The organism is Kitasatospora sp. NPDC056181 (assembly GCF_042266225.1).
In the GTDB taxonomy this organism is placed as follows: Bacteria; Actinomycetota; Actinomycetes; order Streptomycetales; family Streptomycetaceae; genus Kitasatospora.
In genome coordinates this window covers 35145-62065 of the sequence record NZ_JBHJUK010000031.1, presented here as the reverse complement: position 1 = coordinate 62065, position 26921 = coordinate 35145, and the positions used below count along the sequence as shown (strand labels likewise).

The 26921-nt window shown below is 75.2% G+C and carries 28 protein-coding genes and 1 pseudogene; 15 read left to right on the top strand and 14 right to left on the bottom strand.

Annotation, left to right across the window (positions count from 1 at the left end; translation table 11 throughout):
* The first annotated feature begins 194 nt into the window (after nt 1-194).
* Both ACFC1F_RS15015 and ACFC1F_RS15010 read left to right on the top strand, forming a co-directional pair.
* Nucleotides 195-791 carry a TIGR03086 family metal-binding protein gene (locus ACFC1F_RS15015; protein WP_209414596.1) on the top strand — a complete coding sequence of 199 codons (597 nt, stop codon included), beginning with the start codon at nt 195-197 and terminating at the stop codon, nt 789-791.
* A gap of 319 nt (nt 792-1110) precedes the next feature.
* A complete protein-coding gene (locus ACFC1F_RS15010; protein ID WP_376158480.1) occupies nt 1111-1572 on the top strand; it encodes a hemerythrin domain-containing protein in 462 nt (153 codons plus the stop codon).
* A gap of 69 nt (nt 1573-1641) precedes the next feature.
* On the opposite strand, the gene ACFC1F_RS15005 is transcribed toward ACFC1F_RS15010, so the two are convergent.
* The 7 genes and pseudogenes from ACFC1F_RS15005 to ACFC1F_RS14975 form a co-directional block, all read right to left on the bottom strand.
* Nucleotides 1642-2430 carry a VOC family protein gene (locus ACFC1F_RS15005; protein WP_376158478.1) on the bottom strand — a complete coding sequence of 263 codons (789 nt, stop codon included), beginning with the start codon at nt 2428-2430 and terminating at the stop codon, nt 1642-1644.
* 146 nt (nt 2431-2576) lie between these two features.
* On the bottom strand, nt 2577-3341 hold the full coding sequence (locus tag ACFC1F_RS15000; RefSeq protein ID WP_376158476.1) for a hypothetical protein: 765 nt from the start codon (nt 3339-3341) through the stop codon (nt 2577-2579).
* A 34-nt stretch (nt 3342-3375) separates the two neighbouring features.
* A complete protein-coding gene (locus ACFC1F_RS14995; protein ID WP_376158474.1) occupies nt 3376-4464 on the bottom strand; it encodes a dipeptide epimerase in 1089 nt (362 codons plus the stop codon).
* On the bottom strand, nt 4461-5621 hold the full coding sequence (locus ACFC1F_RS14990) for a pyridoxal-phosphate dependent enzyme (RefSeq protein ID WP_376158472.1): 1161 nt from the start codon (nt 5619-5621) through the stop codon (nt 4461-4463). Before ACFC1F_RS14990 ends, ACFC1F_RS14995 begins: the two co-directional genes overlap by 4 nt.
* A gap of 209 nt (nt 5622-5830) precedes the next feature.
* Nucleotides 5831-6616: pseudogene (locus ACFC1F_RS14985) on the bottom strand (Rossmann-like domain-containing protein); the annotation flags it as partial.
* 83 nt (nt 6617-6699) lie between these two features.
* On the bottom strand, nt 6700-8022 hold the full coding sequence (locus ACFC1F_RS14980; protein ID WP_376158470.1) for an ATP-grasp domain-containing protein: 1323 nt from the start codon (nt 8020-8022) through the stop codon (nt 6700-6702).
* Nucleotides 8023-8178: 156 nt separating this feature from the next.
* Complete coding sequence (locus tag ACFC1F_RS14975; protein ID WP_376158468.1) at nt 8179-8625, bottom strand: SRPBCC family protein; 447 nt, start codon at nt 8623-8625, stop codon at nt 8179-8181.
* 157 nt (nt 8626-8782) lie between these two features.
* Here ACFC1F_RS14975 and ACFC1F_RS14970 point away from each other — a divergent pair, with 157 nt between their 5' ends.
* The 4 genes from ACFC1F_RS14970 (at nt 8783) to ACFC1F_RS14955 (ending at nt 12698) form a co-directional block, all read left to right on the top strand.
* Nucleotides 8783-9244 (top strand): MarR family winged helix-turn-helix transcriptional regulator, encoded by a 462-nt coding sequence (locus tag ACFC1F_RS14970; protein ID WP_376158466.1) that lies wholly within the window; start codon nt 8783-8785, stop codon nt 9242-9244.
* Between the two features lie 105 nt (nt 9245-9349).
* The gene (locus ACFC1F_RS14965) at nt 9350-10018 is read left to right on the top strand and encodes a TetR/AcrR family transcriptional regulator (RefSeq protein WP_376158464.1); all 669 of its coding nucleotides are present in this window, start codon (nt 9350-9352) and stop codon (nt 10016-10018) included.
* Between the two features lie 182 nt (nt 10019-10200).
* Complete coding sequence (locus ACFC1F_RS14960; protein ID WP_209414568.1) at nt 10201-11733, top strand: MFS transporter; 1533 nt, start codon at nt 10201-10203, stop codon at nt 11731-11733.
* Nucleotides 11734-12257: 524 nt separating this feature from the next.
* Nucleotides 12258-12698, top strand: coding sequence for a PPOX class F420-dependent oxidoreductase (locus ACFC1F_RS14955; protein ID WP_346766401.1), 441 nt, complete (start codon nt 12258-12260; stop codon nt 12696-12698).
* A gap of 169 nt (nt 12699-12867) precedes the next feature.
* On the opposite strand, the gene ACFC1F_RS14950 is transcribed toward ACFC1F_RS14955, so the two are convergent.
* Both ACFC1F_RS14950 and ACFC1F_RS14945 read right to left on the bottom strand, forming a co-directional pair.
* Nucleotides 12868-13170: a hypothetical protein gene (locus tag ACFC1F_RS14950; protein ID WP_376158461.1), complete on the bottom strand. Its 303-nt coding sequence runs from the start codon at nt 13168-13170 to the stop codon at nt 12868-12870.
* Nucleotides 13167-13436 (bottom strand): DUF1876 domain-containing protein, encoded by a 270-nt coding sequence (locus ACFC1F_RS14945; protein ID WP_148645839.1) that lies wholly within the window; start codon nt 13434-13436, stop codon nt 13167-13169. The genes ACFC1F_RS14950 and ACFC1F_RS14945 overlap by 4 nt, the downstream gene beginning before the upstream one ends.
* 175 nt (nt 13437-13611) lie before the next feature.
* On the opposite strand from ACFC1F_RS14945, the gene ACFC1F_RS14940 reads away from it, so the two are divergent.
* The 4 genes from ACFC1F_RS14940 to ACFC1F_RS14925 all read left to right on the top strand — a co-directional run bounded on the left by ACFC1F_RS14940 (nt 13612) and on the right by ACFC1F_RS14925 (nt 16773).
* Nucleotides 13612-14499 (top strand): YndJ family protein, encoded by an 888-nt coding sequence (locus ACFC1F_RS14940; RefSeq protein ID WP_376158459.1) that lies wholly within the window; start codon nt 13612-13614, stop codon nt 14497-14499.
* Nucleotides 14496-15050, top strand: a complete 555-nt coding sequence (locus tag ACFC1F_RS14935) for a DUF1990 family protein (protein ID WP_376158457.1) — start codon at nt 14496-14498, stop codon at nt 15048-15050. Before ACFC1F_RS14940 ends, ACFC1F_RS14935 begins: the two co-directional genes overlap by 4 nt.
* A gap of 100 nt (nt 15051-15150) precedes the next feature.
* Complete coding sequence (locus ACFC1F_RS14930) at nt 15151-15780, top strand: hypothetical protein (protein WP_376158498.1); 630 nt, start codon at nt 15151-15153, stop codon at nt 15778-15780.
* 315 nt (nt 15781-16095) lie between these two features.
* Nucleotides 16096-16773, top strand: a complete 678-nt coding sequence (locus tag ACFC1F_RS14925; RefSeq protein WP_376158455.1) for a hypothetical protein — start codon at nt 16096-16098, stop codon at nt 16771-16773.
* 9 nt (nt 16774-16782) lie between these two features.
* Here ACFC1F_RS14925 and ACFC1F_RS14920 read toward each other — a convergent pair whose 3' ends face one another.
* From ACFC1F_RS14920 to ACFC1F_RS14910, 3 genes are read right to left on the bottom strand one after another with little or no spacing between them, the layout of a single operon-like run.
* A complete protein-coding gene (locus ACFC1F_RS14920; RefSeq protein WP_376158453.1) occupies nt 16783-17685 on the bottom strand; it encodes an anti-sigma factor family protein in 903 nt (300 codons plus the stop codon).
* The gene (locus tag ACFC1F_RS14915) at nt 17682-18299 is read right to left on the bottom strand and encodes a sigma-70 family RNA polymerase sigma factor (RefSeq protein WP_376158451.1); all 618 of its coding nucleotides are present in this window, start codon (nt 18297-18299) and stop codon (nt 17682-17684) included. Before ACFC1F_RS14915 ends, ACFC1F_RS14920 begins: the two co-directional genes overlap by 4 nt.
* 21 nt (nt 18300-18320) lie before the next feature.
* Complete coding sequence (locus ACFC1F_RS14910; RefSeq protein ID WP_376158449.1) at nt 18321-18950, bottom strand: hypothetical protein; 630 nt, start codon at nt 18948-18950, stop codon at nt 18321-18323.
* 193 nt (nt 18951-19143) lie between these two features.
* On the opposite strand from ACFC1F_RS14910, the gene trxA reads away from it, so the two are divergent.
* Entirely contained in the window at nt 19144-19533 is a 390-nt protein-coding gene (trxA, locus tag ACFC1F_RS14905) for a thioredoxin (RefSeq protein ID WP_209414553.1), read from the top strand.
* A 207-nt stretch (nt 19534-19740) separates the two neighbouring features.
* On the opposite strand, the gene ACFC1F_RS14900 is transcribed toward trxA, so the two are convergent.
* The gene (locus ACFC1F_RS14900; protein ID WP_376158447.1) at nt 19741-20403 is read right to left on the bottom strand and encodes a TetR/AcrR family transcriptional regulator; all 663 of its coding nucleotides are present in this window, start codon (nt 20401-20403) and stop codon (nt 19741-19743) included.
* Between the two features lie 179 nt (nt 20404-20582).
* On the opposite strand from ACFC1F_RS14900, the gene ACFC1F_RS14895 reads away from it, so the two are divergent.
* Nucleotides 20583-22286 carry an APC family permease gene (locus ACFC1F_RS14895; protein ID WP_376158445.1) on the top strand — a complete coding sequence of 568 codons (1704 nt, stop codon included), beginning with the start codon at nt 20583-20585 and terminating at the stop codon, nt 22284-22286.
* A 142-nt stretch (nt 22287-22428) separates the two neighbouring features.
* On the opposite strand, the gene ACFC1F_RS14890 is transcribed toward ACFC1F_RS14895, so the two are convergent.
* Nucleotides 22429-23391, bottom strand: coding sequence for a helix-turn-helix transcriptional regulator (locus tag ACFC1F_RS14890; protein ID WP_376158443.1), 963 nt, complete (start codon nt 23389-23391; stop codon nt 22429-22431).
* A 212-nt stretch (nt 23392-23603) separates the two neighbouring features.
* Between ACFC1F_RS14890 and ACFC1F_RS14885 the strand changes: the two genes are divergently transcribed.
* The 3 genes from ACFC1F_RS14885 (at nt 23604) to ACFC1F_RS14875 (ending at nt 26782) form a co-directional block, all read left to right on the top strand.
* The gene (locus ACFC1F_RS14885) at nt 23604-24353 is read left to right on the top strand and encodes an alpha/beta fold hydrolase (protein WP_376158441.1); all 750 of its coding nucleotides are present in this window, start codon (nt 23604-23606) and stop codon (nt 24351-24353) included.
* 378 nt (nt 24354-24731) lie between these two features.
* Nucleotides 24732-25211, top strand: a complete 480-nt coding sequence (locus tag ACFC1F_RS14880; protein ID WP_376158439.1) for an OsmC family protein — start codon at nt 24732-24734, stop codon at nt 25209-25211.
* The gene (locus tag ACFC1F_RS14875; protein ID WP_376158437.1) at nt 25208-26782 is read left to right on the top strand and encodes a dihydrolipoyl dehydrogenase family protein; all 1575 of its coding nucleotides are present in this window, start codon (nt 25208-25210) and stop codon (nt 26780-26782) included. Before ACFC1F_RS14880 ends, ACFC1F_RS14875 begins: the two co-directional genes overlap by 4 nt.
* The last annotated feature ends 139 nt before the right edge of the window (nt 26783-26921 follow it).

The following is a 26921-nucleotide window of genomic DNA, read 5'->3' as shown; positions in this document are numbered from 1 at the left end:
ACCAGCCGCTCCACGACCGTACCCGGAAGTTCGAATTTGAACAACACGCCGCGGGCGCGGTCGCGACACGCCGACGGCCAGGCGCCGTACGGTCGGCGGGCAGCGGACGGACGGGCGGCGAGTCGCGGGTGGACGGGCGGCGGACGGACGGACGGCGAGTCGCGAGTGGATGGGCACGGGGGCAGGGTGGAGGTATGGCTCATCGCAGGGAACACCGGCGCTCCGCGCAGCCCGGCACGCCGTACGCCGAGGCGCTGGCCGCGTTCGGCGACCGCGTCCGGCTGGTCACCCCCGACCAGTGGGACTCTCCGACGCCGTGCGCCGACTGGTCGGTCCGCGAGGTGGTCAACCACCTCACCGGGGAGCAGCTCTGGGTGCCCGAGTTGCTCATGGGCTCGACGGTCTCCGAGGTCGGCACCCGCTTCGACGGCGACGTGCTCGGCTCCGACCCGGCCGCCGCCTGGACCGCCGCGGCCGATGCCGCCCGTGCGGCGTTCGAGGTACCCGGAGCCACCGAGCTGACCGTCCACCTCTCCTTCGGCGACGTCACCGGCCAGTACTACCTGGACCAGCTCACCGCCGACGCCGTCGTGCACACGTGGGACCTCGCCGAGGGGATCCGCCGCCGCACCCGGCTGCCGGCCGGGCTGGTCGAGTTCGCGCTGGGCGAGTACACCGGCTACGGGGACCTCTCCGGCAGCGGGCTCTTCGACCCGCCGCTGCCGGTGCCGGACGACGCGAGCCCGCAGACCCGGCTGCTCGCCCTCACCGGGCGCCGCGACCGGCCCTGACCCGGCCCTGACCCTGACCCGGCCCTGACCGCGAACGGCCCTGACCGCGACCGCCCGGCCCCACCCGGCGGGCGCCGGCGCGGCCGCGCCCACGGGATCCGTCCGGACGACGACGGCCCTGGCAGGAGCCGCCGCGGCGCGACCCGACGTGGTTCCGGCAGCCGCGGCGCGAGCGGGCCTGATGTGAGCGGGCGTGGCGCGGGCGGAGGCGATGAAAGCCGTTCTGACCTGCGGTGATGGACGCCCGGTCGTCGGAACGCACCGGCGGCGCCGGATACTGGAGGTGTCGGGGGGCCACCGGACGAGAGGCGGGCACGCCATGAGCCGCAGGCCGGACATCCTCGGCGAGTTCACCGCCGACCACCGGGCGGTGACGGAGCTGCTCGCCCGGATCGACGACGCGCCGGAGGGCGCGCCCGCGCGCGGGGAGCTGCTCGGGCAGCTCACCGACCTGCTGTTCAGCCACTGCGCCGCCGAGGAGGAACACCTCTTCCCGGTCGTCCAGCACGACGTGCCGGACGGCGGGTCCCTGGTGTTCACGAGCATCGCCGACCACCTGGCGATCGGACAGTACCTCTCCGACCTGCAGGGGGTCGGGCCGGGCGATCCCGGGTTCGGGACGCTCTACCAGGGGCTGGCCGAGCTCGTCCGGCGGCATCTGGCCGCAGAGGAGGAGCAGGTCTTCCCCGCCGCGCGCAAGGCCCTGCCCGCCGGTGCCCGCGCCGCGCTGGGCGAGCGGCTGCGAGCCGACCGGGAGGCGGTCGCCGAGGCCGGGCCGTAGCCGTCCGCTGTAGCCGCAGCGGTTCGCCGTAGCCGTAGCCGTCCGCCGGCGTCGCAGCCGTTCGCCGGCTCAGCCCTTCGGACTGATCACCGCGAAACGGCCGCCCTCGGGGTCCTGGAGGCGGGCCACCCGCCCGTACGGGGAGTCGAAGGCCGGGCCGATCGCGGAGCCGCCCAGCTCCTGGGCCCGGGCCAGCGCCACGTCGGTGTCCGGCACCGAGAACGACACCTCCCAGTGCGGTGGCATGCCCGCCGGGCCGCCGGACTGCTCCTTGGCGAGCGCGGCGACACTGTGCCCCTCCGCCCGCAGCACCACCCGGTCGTGCTCCCAGCGCACCTCGAAGTGCTCCGGGTCGCGGCCGTCCCAGCGGAACACCTCGCCGTAGAAGAGCGCCGCCGCGAACGGGTCCGGGGTACGCAGTTCGATCCAGACCGGCGCGCCCGGCAGGTCCAGCTTCCGGGCCAGGCCGGGCGGGCCCTCCCAGATGCCGAACACGGCGCCCACGGGGTCGGCGGCGAACGCCACCCGCCCGGCGTCGAAGGCCAGCGGACCCACCGCGAGGGTCGCCCCGCGCTCGCGGACCGCGTCGGCGGCGGCGTCCGCGCTCTCCGTGCCGAAGTAGGCCGTCCACGCCACCGGCATGGCCCAGCCGCTGCTCGCGACCCCCAGCCCGGCCACCGCCTCGCCGCCGGCCACCGCGTGCACGTACGGTCCGAACTGGTCCGGGCCGGGCTCGAACTCCCAGCCCAGCAGCGGCCCGTAGAACGCCTTCGCCGCGTCGAGATCGCGCGCCATCAGGCTCACCCAGCACGGAACGGCCGCCACACAGCGCACCCTGGCGGTCTCAGCGCTGCCCATCGCGCACCTCCTCGGCACCCGGCCGCCGGGCCCCTCCCGACTCCCACGGCCGACCGGCCGCCCGGGCGCCTTCAGCCTAGGACGCCGACCCGACCCGGGCGAGGCACGGCGCGCAGGGGGAGGCGTGGACGGCCACCGGGACTTCCTCAGAGCCGCGGGCTCCCGCCGAACCCGTCGTGGCCCGCGCCGGGCGCGGTGAGGGCGAGCCATCCGTGGCCGCGGACCGGGGTGTCGGCGGTGATGGTGGCGGGGTTCACGGAGAGGTGGGCGGCGGCCTCCCCGATGCCGTGGACCTCGGAGGCGTTGGGCTCCGGGTAGACGTCCTCGAAGTCCTCCTCGTCCTCGAAGTCGGCCACCGTGAGCACCTCCTCCCAGGGCAGCGGGTCGCCCGTCCACTCCGGGGCGCTGTCGCGCCAGTAGCCGCGCCGCACGGTGCCGTGTTCGGCGGTGGCCCAGATCACCGAGTCGGCGAACGGGTCCTGGTAGTAGACCTGGGCCTGTCCGCAGGCCGCGCTGAGCCGCTCGACGACCTCGTGCGGCCACCAGGTGGTCTCCCGCAGCGGGGTCTCGGCGTAGATCAGGCGCCAGCCGGCGTACTCGGGCGTGACGAACACCCGGTGCACCGCCTCCGGGGTGTACTTCTCGTCGTCCTCCTGCGAGGCGAGACCGTAGTGCACGGTGACGGGTATCCGGTCGTGCAGGCCGAGCACCTCGAAGGCCGCCTCGTAGGTGGCCCCGGGGACGGCCAGCCACCAGTGGTCGGGCAGCGCGCGGGGCCGCTCGTCGGCGAACGCGAGGCGGGCGTCCTCCTCCAGGGCCGTGCGGTCCGCGCCGGGTGCGCCCTCGGCGAGCAGGACGTCGACCAGGGCGGCGAGGTCCTCGGGGGCGGGCAGGTCGGTCTCGGTGTTCATGTCGGCGACCCTAGGGCACCGGTCCGACACCCCGTCACCGGCACCGGCCTCCGGGCCCGGACGGGCCGTCCGTCGTGCCGGCCGCGGCCGCAGGGAGCACGCCGAGCCCGGGCCGGCCGGGGGTGCGGACGGTACCGTCGGTACCGCCGATGCCCCGCCAGGGGTCGTGGGCGAGCAGCAGGTGCCCGTCGAGGTCGATCCAGCGGGCGCGGTCGGCGAGGTGGACGGCCGGGGCGATGCCGAGCGAGCTGGCGGCGAGGCAGCCGAGCATCAGCTCGGTGCCGCTGCCCTGCAGGGCCGCCCGGATGCGCAGCACCTGGTGGACGCCGCCGCACTTGGCGAGTTTGAGGTTGACCCCGTGCACCCGGCCGGCGAGCCGGCAGGCGTCCTCGTAGCCGACGGCGTCCTCGTCGGCGATCACCGGGACGGGCGAGCGCTCGGCGACCGCGGCCAGGACGTCGGGGCGGCCCGGCGCGACCGGCTGTTCGACGGCCTCGACGCCGGCCGCGGCGAAGAGCGGGAGCAGCCGGTGGGCCTGGTCCTCCGTCCAGGCGCCGTTGGGGTCGAGCAACAACCGGGCGCCGGGGGCGCTCTCGCGGACGGCCCGGACCCGGGCGAGGTCCTCGGCGGGGTCGGCGGCGCCGGCCTTGACCTTGAGCACCCCGAAGCCGACGGCGGCGAGCCGGGAGGCCTGGGCGGCCGCGCGGGCGGGCGGCTCGATGCCGATGGTGCGGGCGGTGGCGGCGGCCACCGGGGCGGGCCGGCCGAGGAGTTGGTGGACGGGCACGCCGGCCCGCTTGCCGACCAGGTCGAGCAGGGCGGCCTCGACCGCGGCCAGGACGCCGGGCGGCAGCTCCTTGAACGCGGCCGCGCCGCGCCGGAGTTCGGCCAGCGCCGTCTCCGGGTCCGGGTGGCGTTCGAGGTGCGGCCGGAGCTCGCCGGCCGCGCGCCGGATCCGGCCGGTCGGCAGTCGCAGGTAGCCGCTGCTGACGGCCTCGCCGTACCCGCTCAGGCCGCCGTGCCGGACGGCGAACCGGACGGCGTCGCGCTCGGTGGTCACCGAACGCGAGATCCGCAGCGGCTCGGCGAGCCGGAGCCGTACGGTGCGCAGGTCGAGCCTCATCGGTCCTCCTCGGGGCGGCCGCGGCGGCCGTCGGGACCGGGCGGACCGCCGCGGCCGGCCTGTTCCGGACGGCCCCGGTGCTCCGCCGGGCCGGTGTGCCCCGGCCGGGTGGTCCGGCAGCGGGCCCAGCCGGTCACCTCGGCCGCGGCCGGGTGCGGGATCTCGATCGGCCGCAGCGCGGCGCGCTCCGGTTCCAGGCCGTTCCGGCGGCAGAACGCGTCGTCGTAGACGGTTCCGAGGTAGCGGTGCGGGCCGTCGGGGAAGACGGTGGCGACGGCGGCGCCGGGGTGGGCCCGGGCGGCCCAGGCGGCGACCAGGGCCACCGCGCCGGTACTCCAGCCACCGCTGACGAAGGCGCCGTGGGCCAGCCGCCGGCAGGCGTCGACCGCCTCGGCAGGGCCCACCCAGTGGACTTCGTCGAAGGCCTGGTGGGCGACGTTGCGCGGGTGGATCGAGCTGCCGAGGCCGCGCATCAGCCGGGGGCGGGTGGGCTGGCCGAAGATGGCGGAGCCGACCGAGTCGACGCCGATGATCCGCAGCGCCGGCCAGCGGCGCCGGAGCGGTTCGGCCAGCCCGGCGCTGTGACCGCCGGTGCCGACGCTGCACACCAGCACGTCCAGGTGGTCGAGTTCGCCGATCATCTCCTGGGCCATCGCGAGGTAGCCGGCCGCGTTGTCGGGGTTGTTGTACTGGTCCGGCCAGTAGGCGTCCGGGAGTTGGTCCAGTACGGAGCGCAGCCGGGCGAGCCGGGCGGCCTGCCAGCCACCGTGCCGGGCGGGCCGGTCGACCAGCTCCAGCCGGGCGCCGTAGGAGCGGAGCAACTGCCGCATGGACGTTTCGAGTTCGGTGTCGCCGATGAGGACGACCGGGTGTCCGAGGGCCTGCCCGGCGAAGGCCAGGCCGATCCCGAGGGTGCCCGACGTGGACTCCACGACCGTTGCACCGGGCCGGAGTTCGCCACGGGCGTGGGCGCCGCGGAGCATGGCGACGGCGGAACGCGCCTTCATGCCGCCGGCCGCGAGACCCTCCAGCTTGGCCCAGAAACCCGGGTGCGGGTGCGGCAGCGGGGTGCTGATCCGGGCCAGCGGGGTGCGGCCGAGCAGCGGCAACAGGTCGGGATTGCCGACGACGGCGGCCGGGGCGAGCAGTGCGGTCACCGGGCACCGCGTCCCGCCGGGTCCTCCCCGCGGAGGCGGCCCGGGTGGAGGCGGGCCCCGTGGAGGCGGCCCGGGTGGAGATGGCCCGGGTGGCCGAAGGGCCCGTCACCGGAGGGCCCGTCGCCGAAGGGCCCGTCACCGGAGGGCCCGTCGCCGGACACCGGGCCGCTGCGCACACCGTAGAGGGGCCGCCCCTCGTCGAGGGGCTGCCCGCCGTAGAGGTGGAGCACGGTGGGCCCGCCGTCGAGCCAGAAGAACGGGTAGGGCTCGGCACTGACGGCGCTCACCCCGTCGCCGAGCAGGCGCGGCAGGACGGCGCTGCCGGTCTGGGCGAACAGCACCAGTGGCTTGCCGGTGGCGCGGGCGTGGGCCAGCAGCGGGTCGAGTGTGCCGTTGCCGAGGGTCATGCCGGAGGCGAGGATCGCGTCGCAGTCGTCCAGCCGGGCGACGGCGTCGGCCTCCACCGGCTCGCCCCACTCGGTGGCGCCGCCCTTGAGGTCGCACGGCACGTAGCCGACGCCGTGCGAACAAAGCTGCTCCAGAAGGGAGTTGACCACGCCGACCACCAGCACCCGACGCACCGCGGCGAGCGGGAGAAGTCCGACGACGGCGCGTGCCCGGATACGGGACTTCTCCAGCGAGCCGCCGGCCGGGACGGCCACCGGGCGGGCACCACGGGCCGGGCCGTGCGGGCGGCAGTGCATCAGGTAGGCGTCGAGGGCGGCGACCCGGACGGGGGTGAGCGGGTGGTCGAGCAGCTCGGCGACGGTGGCGCCGACGCAGTCGGTGAGCGCGTCGGCGGGCAGTTCGCCGGGTTCGACGGCGCAGGAGCCGACGGCGGCGCCGAGGCGCAGGCTGAGCACCTCGTTGCGGTAGCCCCGGGCACGGCCGGCGTGCCGGACGGCCTGGGAGGTGGTGAAGGCGAGGGCGATCCGCTGCCCGGCCGGGTCGGGCCCGTAGGCGCCGGCGCGGGCCCGGCCGGCGATCAGGTCCAGCGCGGCAGACGTGACCGCCGGCGCGTCGGCGTCAGCCGCGGGGGCGGCGGAGGCGGAGGCGGGGGCGGCGGAGGCGGGGGCGGTCACGCGGGGACCGCCACGGCACCGGCGGGGCGGTCTGCGGCGGTGGCCGGACCGGTGGCCGGACCGGTGGCGAACCGCGGCGCCAGCGCGGCGAGCAGCCGCTCCGCATCGCGGCGGGCCCCGGCGCCGGCCGGGTCCGCGGTCATCACGTGCCCGAGGTACTCGTTGTTGCTGGTGGCGGGCCGCACGTCGCGGCCGGGCCCGGCGAGGGACAGCTCGACCACGGCCGGGTCGCGCCGGACCGCCGCCTCGCCGTCGAAGCCGTCCAGCAGCCCGGCGGCCCCCTCCCCCGGGACCAGGAAGGCGATCGCGGCACTGGCGACCCCGGTGGGCCGGACGGTCAGGTCGGGCCGGCGGCCGAGGGCCACGTCCACGCAGGCGGCGGCGAGGTCGATGCCGGTGACCCGCCGGACCAGCTCGGTGATCCGGTTGCCGGCCGGACGCGGGTTGACCTCCACCACCCGGGGGCCGGCCGGGGTCAGCTTGATCTCGGTGTGCGCGACGACCCGGTCCAGGCCGAGCGCGGTCAGCGCGGCAACGGCGGTGTCGGCGGCGGCGGCCGCGTCGGCGGGGTCGAGCGCGGCGGGGAACATGTGGCCGGTCTCGATGAAGGCGGGCGCGCCGCCGACGCTCTTGTCGGTGATCCCGACGACGTGCACGGCCCCTTCGGCCGAGACGGTCTCGACGCTGACCTCCGGCCCCGCGAGCAGCTCCTCCACCAGCACCACGGGAGTCCGGCGCTGCCCCCGCGCGTTGACCGGGAAGGCTTCCAGCGCCCCGAGCGCGGCGGTGAGCCCGTGCTCGTCGGCGACCTCGCGGACCAGCATCCCGGCGCACAGGTCGACCGGCTTGACCACCAGCGGGAAGCCGATCGCCCGGGCGGCGGCGAGCGCCTGCCCCCGGTCGGTGCAGAGCGCGTACGCGGGCCCGGGGACGCCGGCCGCGGCGAGCGCGCGGCGGGTGAGGTCCTTGCGGCAGGCGGCAGTGACAGCCTCCGGCGCGGACCCGGGCAGCCCGAGCCGGTGCGCGACCTGCGCCACCAGGGGCAGGTAGTAGTCGCAGGAGGAGAGCACGCCGTCGAAGCGGAGCAGCTCGTGCAGCCGCTCGGCGTACGGGAGCAGGACGGCCGGGTCGTTGGTGTCGGCGGTGAGGACGTTGTCGGCGGCGAGCAGCGGGTGCGGGGCGTCGGCGGGGGCCGCCCGCAGGTAGTGGCGCAGATCGCGGGTGAGGAAGGTGAAGCGGTGGCCACCCTCCTCCAGTGCCCGGGGCAGCAGCCTGCTCATGGAGCCGACCCAGCTCTCGATCACCAGCAGATGCGCCACTGCTCTCCCTCTCGACGGCGGTGGCAGGCCGGTCCGACGTGCCGTCAGAGAACGTAACGGTATTCGTTTTCATTTTCAACACGCCGGAACCGGCGCGCCGACCGGCAGCCGGGGCCGCCCGGACCGCAGCGACTCCGGGCCGCCGGACAGGGCCGCTCACCGAGCCTCCCGGACCGCCTCCCGGGCCAGCCGGAGGGTGGCCTGCAGGGCCCGCAGATAGCCGGACCGCATGCGCTCGGCGGCGGCGTCCTCGTCCGGCCCGTCGCCGAGCTGCAGCTCGCCGCGGAAGGTGAGCGCGAGACCGTCCCCGTCCTCCTCGATGTCGTTGTGGATCACCCAGGCGCCCCGCTCGTCGTTGCGGAGGAAGCTGACCCTGGCCTTCGGATGGAAGACGACCTCCTCGCGCACCCGTTCGCCGTGGAAGACGACCTCGCGGACCAGCCCGTTCGCGGTCCGCTCCAGCACGGTGCACTCGTCCATCGCGGCGACGAACGGCACCGCGTTCTCGGCCTTCCGCTCCAGCGCCGCCCAGACGTCGTCCCGGGTGAGGCGCAGCCGTTCGCCCGGCTCGTTGACGCGCACGCTCTGACTGACGACCCGCATGGCCGTTCTCCCTCGTGGTCATCCCGGCCGCACACTGCTTGTCCGGCCAAGTAAATGCTTGCGCGGCCAAGTAAACGCCTGAACCCCTCCCAACGCAAGGGAATCCGGAGGAACACCGAGGAGCGGCAGGCCACCCTCTTGCGCGTACAATCACCGGGTGAGCGCCCACCAGAACCAGCCCCTGGCCGACGCCGGCGGCACCAGCCAGGCCATCGCCCGGGTCGCCCGCCTGCACCGGGCCACCGCCGAACGGCTGCTGCGCCCGCACGGGCTGCACGCCGGCCAGGAGCTGCTGATGATGCTGCTCTGGGACGGCGGGTCACAGCCGCAGGCCGCACTGATCGAACAGCTCGCGGTCGACGCCTCCACCGTCACGCGCATGGTGCAGCGCCTGGAGCAGGCCGGCTTCGTCCGCCGCCGGCGCAGCGAGAACGACCGGCGGGCCGTGCTGGTCGAGGCGACGGCGGCGGCCTGCGCACTGCGCGACCAGGTCGCGCAGGCCTGGCGGGAGCTGGAGCAGGTGACCCTGGCCGGGCTGGACGAGGCCGAGCAGGCCGAGCTGATCCGACTGCTGGGCCGGCTGGAGGGGAACCTCTCCCGCCCTTCCGGCGAGATGTGACGCAGGTCACACGCGAAGCCGAAATTTCCGGGGACTGAATCCCCGTTTGCTCCTGTGTAGGTCTAAGCGGGGAAAACATCCCCGGTATGCTGGGAGGAGCACGCAGTGAGCAGCACCACCGCCACCACGCCGGTCCGCACCGCGGAGCCCGTCCGCACGCCCAAGTTGCGCGCTGACGCGATCCGCAACCGTGAGCGGATCGTCCTGGCGGCGCGGGACGCCTTCGTCGAGCACGGCGCGGACGCGCCGCTGGACGAGATCGCGAAGCGGGCGGGCGTCGGCAACGCGACGCTGTACCGGAACTTCCCGGACCGCACCGCGCTGATCCGCGAGGTGGCGCTGCTCGTCAAGAACCGCATCCTGACCCTCGCCGAGACGGCGGAGGCGGAGGGCGACGGCCCGTTCGACGCCCTCCAGCGGTTCGCGCACGCGACGGTGGGAGAGAAGGTCGGCGCCCTGTGCCCGATCCTCACCAACCGGATCGACCTGAACGACCCGGACCTGGTGGACGTCCGCCAGCGGCTGACGGCCGTCGTCGGCGACCTGATGGAACGCGCCAAGCAGGCGGGCGAACTGCGGCCGGACGTCGACCACGGCGACCTGTTCATCGCGATGAGCCAGCTCACCCGCCCGCTGCCGGACACCTCCTGCCAGCTCCTGGAGGAGTTCGTCCACCGGCACCTGCAGCTGTTCCTGGACGGCATGCGGGCGCCCGCCCGCTCGGCCCTGCCCGGCCGGGCCGCGACCTTCGAGGACTTCCACACGGACCACTGACCCACGGCCGCCCCGGCGGCCGGCACCCAGCCACGACGACCGCCCGGACCGTCCGCGCCGATCCACGGTGATCCGCGCCGGCACGAGCCTGCGCGCGCCGGTTCACCAGCACCGGCACCGAAATTCTTCGCACAAAGACCACCCCTGATCCGTACACCTCGCACCGTGAAGTGAGTACCCCCATGCCAAAAACCGACGCCCTGCCCGACACCCAGCCCGATCCGAGGCGCTGGAAGGCACTGATATTCATCGGGCTCGCCCAGCTGATGGTCGTCCTCGACGCCACCATCGTGAACATCGCCCTGCCGTCCGCCCAGAAGGACCTCGGCATCACCGACGGCAACCGCCAGTGGGTGATCACCGCGTACGCGCTGGCCTTCGGCGGGCTGCTGCTCTTCGGCGGCCGGATCGCCGACCTGTGGGGCCGCAAGCGCACCTTCGTGGTCGGCCTGACCGGCTTCGCACTGGCCTCCGCACTCGGAGGCGCGGCCGCCAACACCGCCATGCTGCTCGGAGCCCGCGCCCTCCAGGGTGCGTTCGGCGCACTGCTCGCCCCGGCCGCGCTGTCGCTGCTGGCCGTGACGTTCACCGAGGCCAAGGAGCGCGCCAAGGCGTTCGGCATCTACGGCGCCATCGCCGGCGGTGGCGGCGCGATCGGCCTGATCCTCGGCGGCCTGCTGACCGAGTACATGAACTGGCGCTGGACCTTCTTCGTCAACATCCCGTTCGCCGTGGTCGCCGCGGCCGGCGCGGTGATGGTGATCCGCGAGCCCGCCGGGGGCCGCAACCGCAACCGGCTGGACATCCCCGGCGTGGTGCTGGTCACCCTCGGCCTGGTCTCGCTGGTCTACGGCTTCACCCGCGCCGAGTCGGACGGCTGGTCCTCCGGCGTGACGATCAGCCTGTTCGTCGCCGCCGGCGTCCTGCTGAGCGCGTTCGTCCTGGTCGAGCGGAAGGTCAAGGCGCCGCTGCTGCCGCTGCGGGTCGTCCTCGACCGCAACCGCGGCGGGGTCTACCTGTCGCTGGGCCTGGCCGTGATCGGCATGTTCGGTCTCTTCCTGTTCCTGACCTACTACCTGCAGATCGTGCTCGGCTACAGCCCGGTCCTGACCGGCGTCGCCTTCCTGCCGATGGTGGCGGGCATGATCACCGGCTCCACCCAGATCGGCGCCCGGCTGATGACCCGGGTCCCGGCCCGCTTCCTGATGGCGCCCGGCTTCCTGGTCGCCTCGATCGGCATGCTGCTGCTCACCCAGATCGGCCTGGACACCTCCTACCCGGCGCTGATCCTGCCCGGCCTGATCCTGATGGGCCTCGGCATGGGCACCGCGTTCATGCCGGCGATGAGCCTGGCCACGCACGGCGTCCAGCCGCGCGACGCCGGTGTGGCGTCGGCCATGGTCAACACCTCGCAGCAGGTCGGCGGCGCCATCGGCACCGCGCTGCTGAACACCATCGCCGCCAGCGCCTCCGCGACCTGGCTGGCCGCACACGTCCACGACGCGACCACCCCGGCCGCGGCCAAGGCGGTGCAGTTCCAGGGCATGGTGGAGGGCTTCTCCACCGCGATCTGGTGGTCCTTCGGGATCCTGGTGACGGCCGCCGCGATCGCCTTCGTCCTGATCAACGCCGGCCGCCCCGGCGGCTCCACGGCCGTCTCCGGCTCGGGTGCGGGCGCGGTGGACGGCAACGAGGTGCCGGTGCTGGTGCACTGACCCTCACGGGGTACGCGCAAGGGTGCGAGGCGGCCCGTCCGGTGTTCCGACACCGGGCGGGCCGTCCGCCGTTCTCCGCTCCGACACCCGGGCGGGCCGGCGCGGCCGCCTCCGGCCGGGCCGGCCGGGCCGGCCGTCCGCACCTGCCGCCGGCCCCGTCGACTACGCCGTCCGGGTGGGCTTGTCCGCCCCTTCTGCGCCGCACCGGTGACACGCGCGGCCGCGACCCCTCGAACCGGCGGCCCCGGTGGACGAGAATGGAGTCGCCCACCCGGCCGGTGCGCCGACCCGCGCCCGTCAGGCCGTCCCCGTGGGTGCACGGCGAGGGCGCCCGGAGCACCGGGCCCGTCGCCGGGGAAGCACCACGAGACCGCCGGCGGCCACGGCCACGGAGGCGCGACCGGGGCCACTTCGGCCCGGAGCGCGGACGAGCCGGCCCACGGAAGACCCGGGACGCGGAAGCGGCGGAACGCCGATGCGCCCGGTGACACCGGCCCTGCCCTACCCGGACGAGGGAGGACATCGTGCACGACCGTACCGACCAGCTCGCCGACAGCAGATACCTCCTGCTCACCACCTTCGGCGCGGACGGCAGTCAGATGCGCTCGCCGATCTGGGTGGTCGCCGACGGTACGGCGCTCGGCATCTGGACGCCCGCCCACTCCGGCGAGGCCGAACGCATCCGGCACCACCCCAAGGTGCTGGTCGGCCCCTGCGACGCCCACGGGCGCCCCACCGGCCGCCAGCTCCCGGCCCGTGCGGCCGTCTGCGACGAGGACGCCACCGCGCGCTACCGCACCTCGCTGATCAACAAGTACGGCATGAAGGCGCTGATCGCCCTGGCCCGCAGCCGCTTCCGGCTCGGCCTGGCCGGGACGGTCGGCATCCGGATCACGCTCAACGAGCTGGAGCAGCGCCTGATCGGACCGGAGTGGCAGGCGCCCACGACCTACTGCCCGAACTGACGCCGCCCGAACGGCCGGTGCCCGCGCCGACAGCGGCCGGTGCTCGAACCGCCACGGCCGGGGTGTCCGGGCGCGGGCCAGGGTCTCCGGGCGCGGGCCGGGGCGTAGGGCGAGGGCCGGGGTGTCCGGGGCGGGCCGGGGTGTCCGGGCGCGGCGCGCCCGTCCGGCGTCAGATCCCGTTCTCCGGCGCCCTCGCGAGGTCGCCCGGCTCGCAGGCCTCCCGGCCGGTACCGACGTGCACGACCATCACCGCCCGCCCGGAGTCGCCCGGCACCACCTGCTGCTCGTGCCCGCAGCGCGGGCAGAGCAGCGGGATGCGCGGCCCCCGGTGGAGCTGGGCCACAGGGGTCGTGCGGCCGGCGTGGTCGGCGGACTCGGCGTGGTCGGCGGACTCGGTGTAGCCGGCGGATTCGGTGTGACCGGCGGAGGAAGCGGGGCCGACGGGGCCGGCGCCGCGCTCCGGCGTCGTCACGTCAGCGGGTGGGTCGGGACCGGGCTGACCTCCTGGATCTCGCCGTGGGCCTTGGTGAGCAACTGCGAGGCGAGGTCGTTGAGCGCACGGGCGGCCGCGATCTCCTCGCCGACCCGCAGCTGTTCCGGGTCCGACGGGTGACGACTGGTGTAGCCGTGCGCGCGCAGCTCCGACCCGTCGCTCAGCCGCAGCAGGGCGGCGGCTGCGGTGCGCGGCCCCTCCTCGCGGAACTCCATCTCGATGTGCCAACCGACAAGAGTCTGCATGGCGGATCACCTCCAGCGGTTACTCCTCCAGGGTGCGCCGCACCCAGCGCGAACACCAGACGGGAGCGGCGGGGCAGCACCCCGAAGGCCGACTTGAACGCGTTCAACACTGCGGCGTAAAGTCACCGACGCAGAGTTCGAACGCGTTCAAAACACCTCGGGCAGGGCGGTCGTCATGGGCAAGGGCACCACGGAACTGGTGGACCTCCTGGTCCTGCTCGGCATGGGCGCCGTGATCCCGCTCGGCCTCGCCCTGATCGACGAACCCGGCCTCGCCCGCCTCCGGAGCCTCTGGCCGCTGGCCGCCGTTCCCGGTGCCCTCTCGCTCTGGCTGCCACGCGGCGGCCTCGCCACCGGCTGCGCCGTCCTCTACGCGCTCGGCACCCTCGCCGTCGCCGCCCACGCGCCGCTCCGGCTCGCCCGCACCCGCTCGCTCGCACCCGCCGAGGTCGCCGTGCTCACCGCGCTCGCGACCCCCTCGGTGGCCGGGATCGCCCTCGTCGCGGAACGCTCCGGGCACGAGCTGTTCGGCTTCGACCTCGACATCCTCGCGCTCACCGTGCCGCACTTCCACTACGCCGGGTTCACCGCCGCACTGGTCGCCGGACTGGTCTGCCGGGCCCGGCCGGCCGGCGCCGCCGCCCGGTTCGCCGCGCTCAGCGTGCCGCTCGGCACCCTGCTCGTCCTGGCGGGCTACTTCGTCGACGACTGGGCCGAACTCGCCGGCGCCGTCGTGCTCACCACCGGCATGTGGCTGGTCGGCCTGATCACCTGGCGCGACCTGCGCACCGCCGGCCCCGACCGGACCACCGCCGCACTGCTCGCGACCGCCTCCGCCGTCCTCGCCGCCACCATGCTGCTCGCCCTCTGGTGGGCGCTCGGCGAGGCCTCCGGACTCCCCCACCCCACCCTCACCTGGATGGCCGCGACCCACGGCGTCGGCAACGCGCTCGGATTCGCCCTCTGCTCCCTGCTCGCCTGGCACCGGCTCGCCCCGTCACCGCGCACGGGCCCCCTTCCCCTCCCGTTCCCCCTCCCGCTGCCGAAGGACGCCGCACGATGACCACGCCCCGGGACACCGACCTCAACTACCCCGAGACCGGAGCCAGCACCACGCCCGGCCGCCCGCTCCCCGCCGGCTACAACCACCTCCGCCACCGCGCGCCGATCGGCCACGGCCGCGCCGCCCTGGAGGCCGCCGGAACCGCCGTCCTCGACTGGCGGATGCACCGCGCCGCCGGCGTCCGCATCACCACCGACGCCGACCGGGCCGCACCCGGCGCCGCCGTCCACTGCGCGATCGGCATCGGCCCGCTGCGCGCCGCCGCCCCCTGCCGGGTCATCTGGACCGCCGACGGCCCCGACCGCTACGGCTTCGCGTACGGCACCCGGCGCGGTCACCTGGCCGTCGGGGAGGAGACCTTCCTCGTCGAGATGGGCCCCGACAAGGCCGTCTGGTTCACCGTCAACGCCTTCAGCCGGCCCCGCAGCTGGTACGCCCGCCTCGCCGGCCCCCTCCTCCCCCTCGCCCAGCGCCTCTTCGCCCACCTCTGCGCCCGTGCCCTGACCCGCATCGCCACGGTCGCCACGGCCGGGGCGGCCGCCGCCCGGTAGTCCGCGGCAGCCGGCGGCCGGTGAGCCCGAACCGAGCCGGTGGGACGGAATCCGGAGGCGCCGGAGCCCGCTGCCGCGGCAGAATCCCCGGGTGATCCTCATGCAGCCGGTCCTGGAACTCCTCGCCCCTCCCGCCGACTTCACCCTGTGGGAGGTCGGTGCCCACCGGCCTTACGACTTCCTGCCGCTGAGCGGGCACACGAGCGCTGCCGACGTCGGCACGGCGGTCCTCCAGCTCGCCCTCCGCAACGCGTACGACCCCGACGACTACGAGGAGGAGGACGGACCGACGCCTCCCGCCGATCCGGTCGACGCACTCCTGCACGGGCTCCTCGTCAAGGACCACCTGTTCGCCCACGGCGGCTTCCGGGTGACCGACACCGCCACCGGAGTCACCCTCACCCCGGGCTGCTGCAACGGCTTGGAGGAGTGGCGGGACTGGCTGGAGGTGCTGGACGGCGCGGGCTCCGCGGGCTTCGGCCACGACCCGATGCCGACGGCCGAGCGCGTGGGCGACACGGTGCGGCTGGTCCCCGACGTCGGCGCCCCGGACGGCCCGGCGATCGAACTGCCCGCCGCGGAGCTGCGCCGCCTGGTCGCCGGGGCCGAGCGCGACCTCGCCGCCTTCCTGGAGCTGGCCGACACCTGGGCCGCCGAGCACCTGCCCGACCACCGCGCCCCGCTGACGGCGGCCCTCGCCCGTGCGCTGGACCTCACCCCGGAGGCCTGACGAGGCGCCGGTCGTCCGCCCACCCCGCCCCGGCCCGGCCCGTCGGACACCCGGCGCCCACATCCGGTCACCCAACGCGAGATCGCCGGTGGCCGGCCGCCGGCATGCGCGCAGGGTCACTGGCAGGTGCTGTACGTCCCGATGGCCCCGATCGTCAACGGCTTCGGCTTCACCCTGGCCTGAGGGCGCACCGCCCCCGGCGGGGCCAGGGAACCGCCGGGCGGGACCGGGCACGGCCGGGCGGCAGCAGGCACGGCCGGGCGGCAGCGAAAAACAGCCGGGCGGGACCGGGCACCTGCCGGGCATGATCTGCGGGTGACCAGCTTCCTGACCCACCGCCGGCTCGTCCACGACGGCGGCCTGCCGGTGCACCGGCGGCACGTCGCACTGCGGACGTGCCTGACCCGGTTCGCGCCGTACGGGCTGCGAGCCACCTACCACCACCTGACGCTGAGCGCGCGGATCCCGCGCAGGCTGGAGGCCGACCCGCCGGCGCTGGTCCGGGCGGTCGAGGAGCTGCACGAGGCGCGGGTGCTCTGGCTGGCGCAGCTGGAGCGGTACACGGCGCGGCGGCGGGTGGAGAAGGGGGCGGGCCGGCGGACGGCCGCCGGCCCGGTGGCGTGGTGGGAGGCGAGCTGGTGGGACTCGCCGCACGACGCCTGGCTGCACGACCCCGTCAGTCATCCACCGCTGCCGCTGCCGGAGTACGTCCGGCGGCAGGGCGCCCTGCTGGACGGTGCGGCGCTCACCGGCTGCCCGGCCTGCGGGGACGAGCGGCCGGCGGTGCTGCGGTCGACCGGGCACGGGTTCGTCGAGGCGTGCGGAGCCTGCGCGCGGGTACGGCGGCCGTGTCCGTGCGGGCGGCACCACCGGGTCCGGCCGGTGGCCGGGGCCGACTGGGCCGCGCTCTGGCGCCGGGACCACATGACCGACGCCGGGACCCCGGACCCGCACTGGCTGTGGACCGCGGCGGCGGGGCGGCCGCCGCGGTGACCAGCCGGCTCAGGCGGTGCGGGCCGGGACGGTGACCAGGAGTGTGCCGCCGTCCAGGGTGCGGACCTCGAAGTGGTCGATCGCCGCGGGCTGGAACCCGGCCCCGCCGGTGGTGTGCAGGGCGGCCGGGGCGGCGCCCGTGGTGCCGTAGCCGGCGGCGGGGACGCTCCAGGTGGTGACGGTCTGACGCTCGCCGGTGCGCGACACCGCGACCAGGTCGCAGTCCAACGGCCCCTGGACGTGCGAGAGTTCCAGACTGACCTGGCTCCCCCAGGTCTTGCCCTCGACGCCGACGGTGGCCCGGGCGCCCGTGGTCGGGTCGGTGGCGGAGAACTGCTGGGCGGCGACGGCGACGACACCCGGCGTGGAGTCCGCCGTGACCACCACCGCGGTGACGGCGGGGCCGGCCACCACCATGACCGCCGCCGCGGCGACCAGCACCAGCCGGCGGACCCGGCCCCGGCGGCGGACGGCGGAGACCTGGCCGACCAGCCGGTCCAGCAGCAGCGGGTCCGGGCGGGGCGCGGGGTCCGCCGGATCCAGGCCGGCGGCCTCGGCGGAGGCCGCGTACTCGGCCAACAGCGGCTCCATGAATCCGAGTTCGCCCACCTGCTCGGCGCACTGCGGGCAGTCGGCGAGGTGCTCCTCGAAGGCGGCGCGCTCGGCCGGTTCGAGCAGGCCGAGGACGTAGGCGCCGACATCCAGATGCCCGCCATCCGGGCCGTGGTCGTGCTCGGAACCGGTGGGGCCGGAGGGGCCGGAGGGACCGGTGGGGCCAAAGGGACCAAAGGGACCAAAGGGGCTGGAGGAGCTGGAGGAGCTGGAGGAGCTGGACGGACCGGAGGGGCTGGAGGGGCCGGACGGACCGACGGGGCCGGTGGGCCCGGGAGGACCGGGCTTGGACGATGTCACGATGTCACTCCCCGTTCCTCCAGCGCGAGCTTGAGCGAGCGCAGCGCGTAGAACACCCGCGACCGTACGGTACCGGCCGGGACGCCGAGTTCGGCGGCCGCCTCGTTGACCGTGCGGCCCATGAAGTAGGTCGCGACGATCACCTGACGGTGCGCCTCCGAGAGGTCACCGAGCGCCTCCGAGATCGTCATCAGCCGCAGCGCGCGGTCGAGTTCGTCCTCGGCGGGCAGCAACTCCAGTGCCGCCGCGTCCACCTCGCGCGGGCGGGCCCGGCTGCTGCGGTGGCCGTCGATGACGATCCGCCGCGCCACCGTCACCAGCCAGGGCCGCAGGGAGCCGGCCTCCGGGTCGAGCCGGTGGATGTTGCGCCAGGCCCGGACCAGCGTCTCCTGGACGACGTCCTCGGCGCGCTGGCGGTCCCCCGCGACCAGGTGGAGCACGAAGCCGAACAGCGGGCCCGCGTGCTCCTGGTACAGGGCGCGCATGAGGTCCTCGTCCGGCGCGCCGGCGACGCGGCCGGACGCACCTCCGCCCGGGTGCTCCTCGGTCACGACGCCATCTTCGCGCACCCGCACCTCCGGGTCGAGGGTTCCACGTCCGGTCCGGACCGTCATCGTCGTACTGTCCAGTGACTCTCAGTAGCCGCCGTAGCCGCTGCCGGGGCTGCTCGGGGCCTTGGGGCTGCTGGGGCTGCTCGGGGTGCTGGGCGTCGTCCCGCCAGAGGGGGCGCCCGCCTTGCCGCCGGTCGGGGTCAGCGCGAACCAGATGCCACCGACGCCCTGGCCCTTGGTGTCGCCGGGCTTGGTGTCGGACGCGTAGCGGTAGGCCGGCCAGCCGTTCAGGGTGAGCTGCTTGCTGCCGTCGGCGCGGGTGACGGTGCCGACCAGCTTGCTGTCGATGCCCTTGACGGTGGCCGCGCCGTTCGCCGGGGCGGGCGGCCAGGTCGAGGCGCAGTTTCCGTTGCAGTTGGACATCGGCGGCATGGCCGTGTCCTTGTCGAAGCGGTAGAGGGTGAAGCCGGCGCCGTCGGTGACGATGGTGCCGAGCTTGGGGTCGGTGGCGGCCTGCAGGGTGACGGTGCCGGCGGGTGCGCTCGGGCTGGCCGGGCTGCTCGGCGTCGCGGGTGCGGTGGAGGTCGAGGTGGAGGTCGAGCCCGACGACGTCGAGCCGCCGCCGGACGACCCGCAGCCGGCGACCAGGGCGGCCGCGGCGATCCCGGACGCGGCGAGCACGGCGATCCGGCTGGTACGACTCTTGCTGTGCATGGTGTTCTCCCCCGTGGACACGCGCGGGCGCCTCTTCCGGCACACCGCACTGAAGCGGACACCCACCAGTACGGACGGGAGCGGCCGAGTACTCAACGGGCGGCCGGGATTCTTCGGAATAGCGCGCGGGCGGGCGCGGTTGTCGCGGGCACATGGCCTGAGCCGCCGCCTCCCGAAGGGCAGGAATCGCGACATGAGCAGCACGGTCGAGCTGACCAAGGAGAACTTCGACGAGATCGTCCCCGGTGACGAGGGGAAGGACTTCGTCTTCATCGACTTCTGGGCATCCTGGTGCGGCCCGTGCCGGCAGTTCGCGCCGGTGTACGAGAAGGCGGCCGAGCGCCACTCGGACCTCGTCTTCGCCAAGGTGGACACCGAGGCCCAGCAGGAGCTGGCCGCCGCCTTCGGCATCCAGTCCATCCCGACGCTGGCGATCATCCGCGAGGGCGTGCTGGTCTTCTCGCAGGCGGGTGCGCTGCCGGAGGCCGTGTTCGAGGACCTGATCGGCCAGGCCCGGAAGCTGGACATGGCCGAGGTCAAGCGCAAGGTGGCGGCGGAGCAGGCAGGTGCCGCCGAGGCCTGACGGCCCCCGTCCGGTGATCTGACGGACCGACGGCTTCCACTGCGGTAGGCCCGGGGTGACAACGCCCCGGGCCCGTCGGCGTGCACGGGGCCGGATAGCGCCGGGCCGGATCACGCCGGGCCGGATAGCGCCGAGCCGGATCGCACGGGCCAGATGGCGCTCGGCCGGATCACGCCGGGCCGGGCGGGGCGGCCCCGGTTCGGCGTCTCAGGAGGGGGACGCCAGACGGGCCGCGAGGCCGTCGAGGAGCAGGCGCAGGGCGAGCTCGAAGCCCCGCTCGTCCAGCCCGGCCGCACTCGTACCCGCACCCGGCCCGCCGCGTTCGGCGGAGGCCTCCAGGGCGCCGGCGAGGGCGGGGTAGCGGGGGCGGTACTCGGCCGGGGGTCGGGTGAAGCCCGCCGTGAAGGTCTCCAGCGCGGAGCCGAGCACCAGGTAGTCGAGTGCGGCCGCGGTCTCGGCGGCGTCGGCCGGCGCGAGGCCGGCCCGGCCGAGGGCGGCCAGCAGGGTGTCGTAGCCGAGCAGCTGACGCTCGGCCCCGACCCTGCGACGGGCGAGCAGCGCGATGGTGTTGGGGTGGCGCAGGAAGACCGCGCGGTAACCGCGCGCGTAGGCGGTGATGCCGGCCCGCCACCCGACGGCCTCGGTGACGGCGAGCGGGCCGAGGTCGATCTCGGCGTTGACCAGTTCGGCGAGCCCGTCGATCAACTCGTCCTTGCCGCTCACGTGGTTGTAGAGCGAGGCCGCCTTCACGCCCAGGCGGTCGGCGACGGCGCGCATGGTGAGACCGTCCGGCCCCTGCTCGTCGACCGTGTCGAGGGCGGCCCTGGCGATGATCTCCCTGCTCAGCAGTGCCCTGCTCGGTCGTCCCACGCTCGTCGCCCCTCACTGCCGGCCGTGTCGCCCACGGTTTCCGGCTCACGTTATTACAGGCAGGTCTCGGCCCTTCCGCTGCCCCGGGGTGGCGGGCTACCGTCCCTGACTAACAAAGTTAGTTTTCTGCGGCGGTCCCTCTCCGGGGCCGGCCACGGACGACGGCAAGGTGGACGCCCATGACCGAGAACCCCGCAAGATCCCGGATCTCCCGGACCCCCGGCACGGACCCAGGTACGGCTGGAGGTCCGGGCACGGGTACGGGCACGGCTGCGGCTGGAGGTCCGGGCACGGGTACGGGCCCGGCTGGAGATGCGGGCGCCGGCACAGGCACAGGCAGAGGCACAGGTGCGGGTGCGGGTGCGGGCGCAGGCAGGGCTGCGGGTACCGACGCCGAGCGGCTCGCCGCGCTCGGCTACCGGCAGGAGCTGAAGCGCAGCCTCGGCGTCCTCGGCAACATCTCGATGGGCTTCGCCGTGGTCTCCCCCGTGGTCGGCCTCTACGCGGTCAGCCAGGTCGGCATCGGCGTGGCCGGCGGCGCCTGGGTCTGGGCGCTCCCGGTCTGCCTGATCGGCCAGATGCTGGTGGTGGCGGTCTACTCCGAGCTCGCCTCCCAGTGGCCCCTGGCCGGCGGCGCCTACCAGTGGAGCCGTCGCCTCGCCGGGCCGACCTTCGCCTGGCTGACCGGCTGGATGTGGCAGTTCGCGGTGATGTTCGCCAACACCACCGTCGCCTACCTGGCCTCGCCGTGGTTCTTCGCCCTGTTCGGACTCACTCCGACACCCGCGCAGCTGGTGTTCGTCTCGCTGGCGTTCATGCTGGCCTGCACGCTGGTCAACGCCTACGGCATCAACCTGCTGCGCCGGTTCGTCTCGCTGGGCATCGCCGCCGAGGCGATCGCCTCCGTGGTCGTGGGCTTCGCGCTGCTGCTCTTCTTCCGGCAGCACGGCTTCGGCCTGCTCACCGACCTGCTGGACGCGCCCGCCACCGCCGGGGTCTCCACCGGCGCGGCCTTCCTCGCCGTGGTCGCCGTCGGCGGCTGGGCGTTCATCGGCTTCGACGCCTGCGTCTCCACCGCCGAGGAGACCAAGGACGCCGCCCGGCAGGTGCCGCGGGCGATGTGGTGGGCCCTGCTGAGCGTCGGCGTGGTGGTCGTCCTGAACGCCGTCGCCGTCGAACTGGCCCACCCGGACCCGGCCGCCGTGGTGCGCGGCGAGGACCTCGACCCGGTCACCACCGCCGTCACCTCCGGGTTCGGCGACTGGTCGGCCAAGCCGTTCGTGGTGGTCGTCCTGGTCTCGTTCACCGCCTGTCTGATGGCCTCGCAGGGCGGCGCCGCCCGCGGCCTCTACTCGCTGGCCCGCGACGGCGTCTTCCCGTTCTCGGCGCAGGTCCGCCGGGTCAACCGGCACAAGGCGCCGATCGGCGGCCTCGTCGCGGCCACCCTGGTCAGCTCGGCCGCACTGCCGCTCGGGCTGGAGTCCACGGCGATGGGCAGCCTGATCACCTTCGGCACCGCCGCCACCTTCCTGCCGTTCTTCCTGCTCTGCCTGGCCGCCGTGCTGGCCCGGCTGCGCGACGGCTGGCGGCCGTCCGGCGCGGTCTCGTACGGACGCGCCGGGACGGTGATCAACGTCCTCGCGGTGCTCTGGACCGGCCTGGAGGTGGTCAACATCTGCTGGCCCCGCACCATCCTCGCGCCGCCCGGCGCGCCCTGGTACCAGGTGTGGGCCGCGGTCCTCGGCGTCGGCCTGGTCACCCTCGCGGGCGTCGGTTACCTGCTGGTCCGCCGCCCGCAGCGACTGATGCGCGAACCCGGAACCGGGGCAGCGTCCGGTGAACGGCCGGGCGATGCGGACGAGTTGGCGCCGGCGGTGCACTGACGGGGAGCCCGCCGCCCGACCGGCCCGCCCTGCTGGGCCTGCGCCGGACCGGGGCGCGCCGGGAAGGGGTGTCCCTTGGGCATGGGTGTCCCCTGGGCAGGAGGGTCCCTTGGGCAGGGGCCTCCCGCTCAGGGCCTCCCGCTCAGGGGGCGTCCTCGGTCCACTCCGTGAGCCGGGCGGCGAGGGCGCGCACCTCCGTGCGCAGGGCGTCCGGGCGGCGGACGGTGAACGGCCAACCAAGGCCGGCCAGCATCACCGCGCACCCGGCGAGGTCCTGGGCGCGGGCCCGCAGCAGGACTCGGCCGTCCGCGGTCTCGGCGAGGCTCCCGGCCGCCGGCGGGATGCGGTGCCGGGCCTCGGCGAGGGTGGTCGTGAGCACCACCTCCACCTCGTGCGTCCACGGCACCGAGCCCAGCGACTCCACCACCCGCTGGACGGCGTCGAAGCCCTCCGGCGGCTCGAAGCCGGCCTCGCCCTGCTCGGCGGACCGGATCCGGTCCAGCCGGAAGGTGCGCAGCTCACCACTCCGGTGGTCCAGCCCGGTGGTGTACCAGCGGCCCGAGTGGAAGACCAGCCCGTACGGGTCGAACTCGCGGTCGCTCGCCGCCCCCTCGCGGTCCCGGTAGGACAGCCGGACGCGGCGCCGGCGGCGGGCCGCCTCGGCAAGCGTGAAGAGCGCGGCCGCGTCCGGGTTCGGGCCGGACGCGGGCGCCGAGGTCAGCCCGAGCGTCTGCTCCACCGCCGCGACCCGCTCGCGCAGCCGCGGAGGCAGCACCCGCTGGATCTTGGCGAGCGCCGACTCGGCGGCCTCCTCCCCCACCGACAGCCCCGACCGGCGACCGGCGAGCAGCCCGAGCACGACGGAGGCCGCCTCGTCCCCGGTGAGCATCAGCGGCGGCAGCCGGTAGCCCGGCAGCAGGCGGTAACCGCCGTACCGGCCGCGCTCGGCCTGCACCGGGATGCCGAGGTCCACCAGCCGTGCCGTGTAGCGGCGGACGGTGCGCTCGTCCACGTCCAGCCGTTCGGCCAGCTCGGGGCCGGTGAGTCCGGGCCGGGCCTGGAGCAGTTCCAGCAGGGCGAGGACCCGGCTGACCGGGTGGTCCATGCGCACTCCTCCGATCCGGCCGGTAATCCGGTCGCGTCCTGTCCGGATTCGATCCTAGGGTCGAACCAGCGGCGGGCGCCTGCGGGTGTCATCGGCTCGCCGATCGCCGCTCCCGGCAGGGAAGTCAAGGAACGCAACAACCACGGCTGGACCAGCCTGCACCGCGAGGAATGCAAGCACGGCACGGCCGGCCCGGAGAGGACCTATCCACCATGAGCACCTTCGTACTCGTCCCCGGTTTCTGGCTCGGCGGTTGGGCCTGGGACGCGGTCGCCGACACCCTCCGCGCGGCCGGGCACACCGTCCACGCGGTGACCCTGACCGGCCTCGCCGAGCGGGCCGGCGAGGCCTCGCCCGAGGTCGGCGCCGAGACCCACATCGCCGACCTGACCGACCTGTTGACCCGCGAGGATCTCCAGGACGTGGTCCTGGTCGCCCACAGCGGTGGCACGATCGCCGTCTCCGGCGCGGCCGACCGCGTGCCGGAGCGCATCCGGCGGGTCGTCTTCGTCGACTCCGGCCCGCTCGCCGACGGCATCGCCCTGCACGATCTCTGGGACCCGGCCTACCGCGCGGCGCTGGAGGCGTCGCTGGTCGACGGCTGGCGGCTGCCACTGCCCGCCTGGGACGTCCTGGCCTCCGGCGGGGCCAGTGTGGACGGCATCGACGAGGCCGGACTCGCCCGGTTCCGCCAACTGGCCACCGACCAGCCGGCCGGGACGGTCAGCGAACCGGTACGGCTGACCGGCCGGGCGGACAAGCTGCCGAAGGGCCTGGTCTCGTGCTCCCTCCCGCTGGAGCAGGTCCGGGCGATGATCGCCGCCGGCCACCCGTACTTCGCGGCGCTCGGCGGCCCGGAGTGGGAGCTGCGCGAGGTGCCGACCGGGCACTGGCCGATGTTCTCCCGGCCGGCCGAGACGGCGGCGGTGCTCGCGGAGCTGGCGGCGGTCCCGACGACCTGAGGCGGACCGGGTCGCGGGAGACGATCACGGGCCCGTGACCCGGGCCCGTGATCGTCTCCCGGGGTGCCTGCCGAGATGCCTGCCGGACCGGCCCGCCGGGGGCGCGCGCAGGGTTGTCTCCCGGACTCTCCCCCGCGCTCTCCCCCGGCTTGTCCCCCAGCATGTCCCCCCGGGTTCTCCCCCGGCTTGTCCCCCGGAGGTCCCGGGCCTGTGCGGAGAGCGCACCGTCCGCGTGTTCGGCTGCGCCGGGCGGGCGAATCGTCGCAGGATGGGCACGGCGTCGGCACCCGGCCCGGCGTCGACCCCACCGACAGCTAGGGCGAGCCCGCGATGAGCCAGACTCCCACCAGTCCCACCAGTCCGACCGTCAGTGCAACCGTGAACGGGAGCGCCGCGCCGGGCTCCACACAGGACGCCGCGAAGGACGCCGCGAACGACGCCGCGCCGGAGTTCCGGCGGGTCACCACCGCCGTGGTGACCGGCAGCTCCGCCGACGTCCCGTTCCACGTCGACGTGAAGGCGGGCACGCACCCACTGACCGCCGACGAGCCGGTGCGGCGCGGCGGTTCGGACAGCGGGCCGGAGCCGTTCGCCCTGCTGCTCGCCTCGCTCGGCTCATGCACCGCGATCACCCTGCGGATGTACGCGGAGCGCAAGGAGTGGCCGCTGGAGACCGTCCGGGTCAGGCTCGGCTACGAGACGGACGGACGCAACGGCCGGATCGCACGCCGGGTCGCCCTCGCCGGCGCGCTCGACGAGGAGCAGCGCGCCCGGCTGCTCGACATCTGCGAGCGCACGCCCGTCACCCTCGCGCTGCGCGCCGGGGTGGCCATCGAGACCACGGAGGACCGCGCATGACGACCACTCCTTCCGCGTCGGCCGCACCCGAGGAGTACGACGTCATCGTGGTGGGCGCCGGCCCCACCGGCGAGAACGTGGCCGACCGAACCGCCGCCGCCGGCCTGCGCACCGTGATCGTGGAGGCCGAACTGGTCGGCGGCGAGTGCTCGTACTGGGCCTGCATGCCGAGCAAGGCGCTGCTGCGCCCGGTGGCCGCGCTGGCCGGAGCCCGCGCGGTGGCCGGCTCCCGTGAGGCCGTCGGCGGCGGTGCGCTGGACCCGGCCGCGGTGCTGGCCCGGCGCGACTCGTTCACCTCGCACTGGCAGGACGACGGCCAGGTGCAGTGGCTGCGTGACACCGGCATCGACCTGGTCCGCGGCCACGGCCGGCTGGCCGGGGTCCGGGCGGTCACCGTCGAGGCCGAGGACGGCACCGAGCGGCTGCTCACCGCCCGGCACGCCGTGGCCGTCTGCACCGGCAGCCGCCCGGTACTGCCGGAGGGCGTGCCCGGGCTGGCCGAGGCCCGGCCCTGGACCAACCGCGAGGCCACCGGTTCCCCCACCGTTCCCGGGCGGCTGGCGGTGATCGGCGGCGGCGTGGTCGGTGTCGAGATGGCCACCGCCTGGCGGGCCCTCGGCTCCGAGGTGGTGCTGCTCGTGCGCGGCGACGCCCTGCTGCCGCGGATGGAGCCGTTCGCGGGCGAGCTGGTCGCGGAGGGCCTGCGGGCGGCCGGGGTGGACGTACGGTTCGGGGTCTCGGTCGCCTCACTGGAGCGTGCGGGCGCGTCGGACGGATCGGACGGCTCCGGCGGGTCGGAGGGCTCCGGCAGGTCGGAGGGCTCCCGGGTCACGCTGGTGCTGGCGGACGGTGAGCGCCTCACCGCCGACGAGGTCCTGTACGCCACCGGCCGGGCGCCGCGCACCGCGGACATCGGGCTGGAACAGGTCGGCCTCAAGCCGGGCACCTGGCTGGACGTGGACGACAGCTGCACGGTGCTCGGCGTGGACGGCCCGGGTGACGCGGACGGCCCGGGTGACGCGGGTGGCGCGGGTGGCGCGGGTGGCGCGGGTGGCGCCTGGCTGTACGCGGCGGGAGACGTCAACCACCGTGCGCTGCTCACCCACCAGGGCAAGTACCAGGCCCGGATCGCGGGCGCGACGATCGTGGCACGCGCTCAGGGGCGGACGCTGGACACCTCCCGCTGGGGCGCACACGCCGCGTCCGCCGACAGCGCCGGTGCGCCGCAGGTCGTCTTCACCGAACCGGAGGTGGCGGCCATCGGCCTCACCCTGGACGCCGCCGAACGGCAGGGCCTGCGGGTCAAGGCGGTCGACCACGACCTCGGCGCCGTCGCCGGTGCCTCGCTGTACGGCGACGACTACCGGGGGAAGGCCCGGGTCGTCTTCGACCTGGACCGGGGGGTGCTGGTGGGTGCCTGCTTCGTCGGCCCCGGGGTCGCGGAGCTGCTGCACTCGGCCACCGTTGCGGTGGTCGGCGAGGTACCGATCGACCGGCTCTGGCACGCCGTTCCCGCGTACCCCACGATCAGCGAGGTCTGGCTGCGGCTACTGGAGGGCTGCCGGGGCTGAGGAGGCGGAGCCCGGGGACCCGAGCCGCCGGCCCCGGGCTTCGGCCCCGGGAGCTCGGGGTCGGCGGCTCGGCCCCGGGAGCTCGGGGTCGGCGGCTCAGCCCCGGGAGCTCGGGGCTGGCGGCTCGGGGCCTCTCGCC

Coding starts and splice junctions, on each gene's coding strand:
- ACFC1F_RS15015 (WP_209414596.1), top strand. CDS start 195: ATGGCTCATCGCAGGGAACACCGGCGCTCCGCGCAGCCCGGCACGCCG.
- ACFC1F_RS15010 (WP_376158480.1), top strand. CDS start 1,111: ATGAGCCGCAGGCCGGACATCCTCGGCGAGTTCACCGCCGACCACCGG.
- ACFC1F_RS15005 (WP_376158478.1), bottom strand. CDS start 2,430: ATGGGCAGCGCTGAGACCGCCAGGGTGCGCTGTGTGGCGGCCGTTCCG.
- ACFC1F_RS15000 (WP_376158476.1), bottom strand. CDS start 3,341: ATGAACACCGAGACCGACCTGCCCGCCCCCGAGGACCTCGCCGCCCTG.
- ACFC1F_RS14995 (WP_376158474.1), bottom strand. CDS start 4,464: ATGAGGCTCGACCTGCGCACCGTACGGCTCCGGCTCGCCGAGCCGCTG.
- ACFC1F_RS14975 (WP_376158468.1), bottom strand. CDS start 8,625: ATGCGGGTCGTCAGTCAGAGCGTGCGCGTCAACGAGCCGGGCGAACGG.
- ACFC1F_RS14960 (WP_209414568.1), top strand. CDS start 10,201: ATGCCAAAAACCGACGCCCTGCCCGACACCCAGCCCGATCCGAGGCGC.
- ACFC1F_RS14945 (WP_148645839.1), bottom strand. CDS start 13,436: ATGCAGACTCTTGTCGGTTGGCACATCGAGATGGAGTTCCGCGAGGAG.
- ACFC1F_RS14940 (WP_376158459.1), top strand. CDS start 13,612: ATGGGCAAGGGCACCACGGAACTGGTGGACCTCCTGGTCCTGCTCGGC.
- ACFC1F_RS14935 (WP_376158457.1), top strand. CDS start 14,496: ATGACCACGCCCCGGGACACCGACCTCAACTACCCCGAGACCGGAGCC.
- ACFC1F_RS14930 (WP_376158498.1), top strand. CDS start 15,151: ATGCAGCCGGTCCTGGAACTCCTCGCCCCTCCCGCCGACTTCACCCTG.
- ACFC1F_RS14915 (WP_376158451.1), bottom strand. CDS start 18,299: ATGACGGTCCGGACCGGACGTGGAACCCTCGACCCGGAGGTGCGGGTG.
- ACFC1F_RS14910 (WP_376158449.1), bottom strand. CDS start 18,950: ATGCACAGCAAGAGTCGTACCAGCCGGATCGCCGTGCTCGCCGCGTCC.
- trxA (WP_209414553.1), top strand. CDS start 19,144: ATGAGCAGCACGGTCGAGCTGACCAAGGAGAACTTCGACGAGATCGTC.
- ACFC1F_RS14895 (WP_376158445.1), top strand. CDS start 20,583: ATGACCGAGAACCCCGCAAGATCCCGGATCTCCCGGACCCCCGGCACG.
- ACFC1F_RS14890 (WP_376158443.1), bottom strand. CDS start 23,391: ATGGACCACCCGGTCAGCCGGGTCCTCGCCCTGCTGGAACTGCTCCAG.
- ACFC1F_RS14885 (WP_376158441.1), top strand. CDS start 23,604: ATGAGCACCTTCGTACTCGTCCCCGGTTTCTGGCTCGGCGGTTGGGCC.
- ACFC1F_RS14875 (WP_376158437.1), top strand. CDS start 25,208: ATGACGACCACTCCTTCCGCGTCGGCCGCACCCGAGGAGTACGACGTC.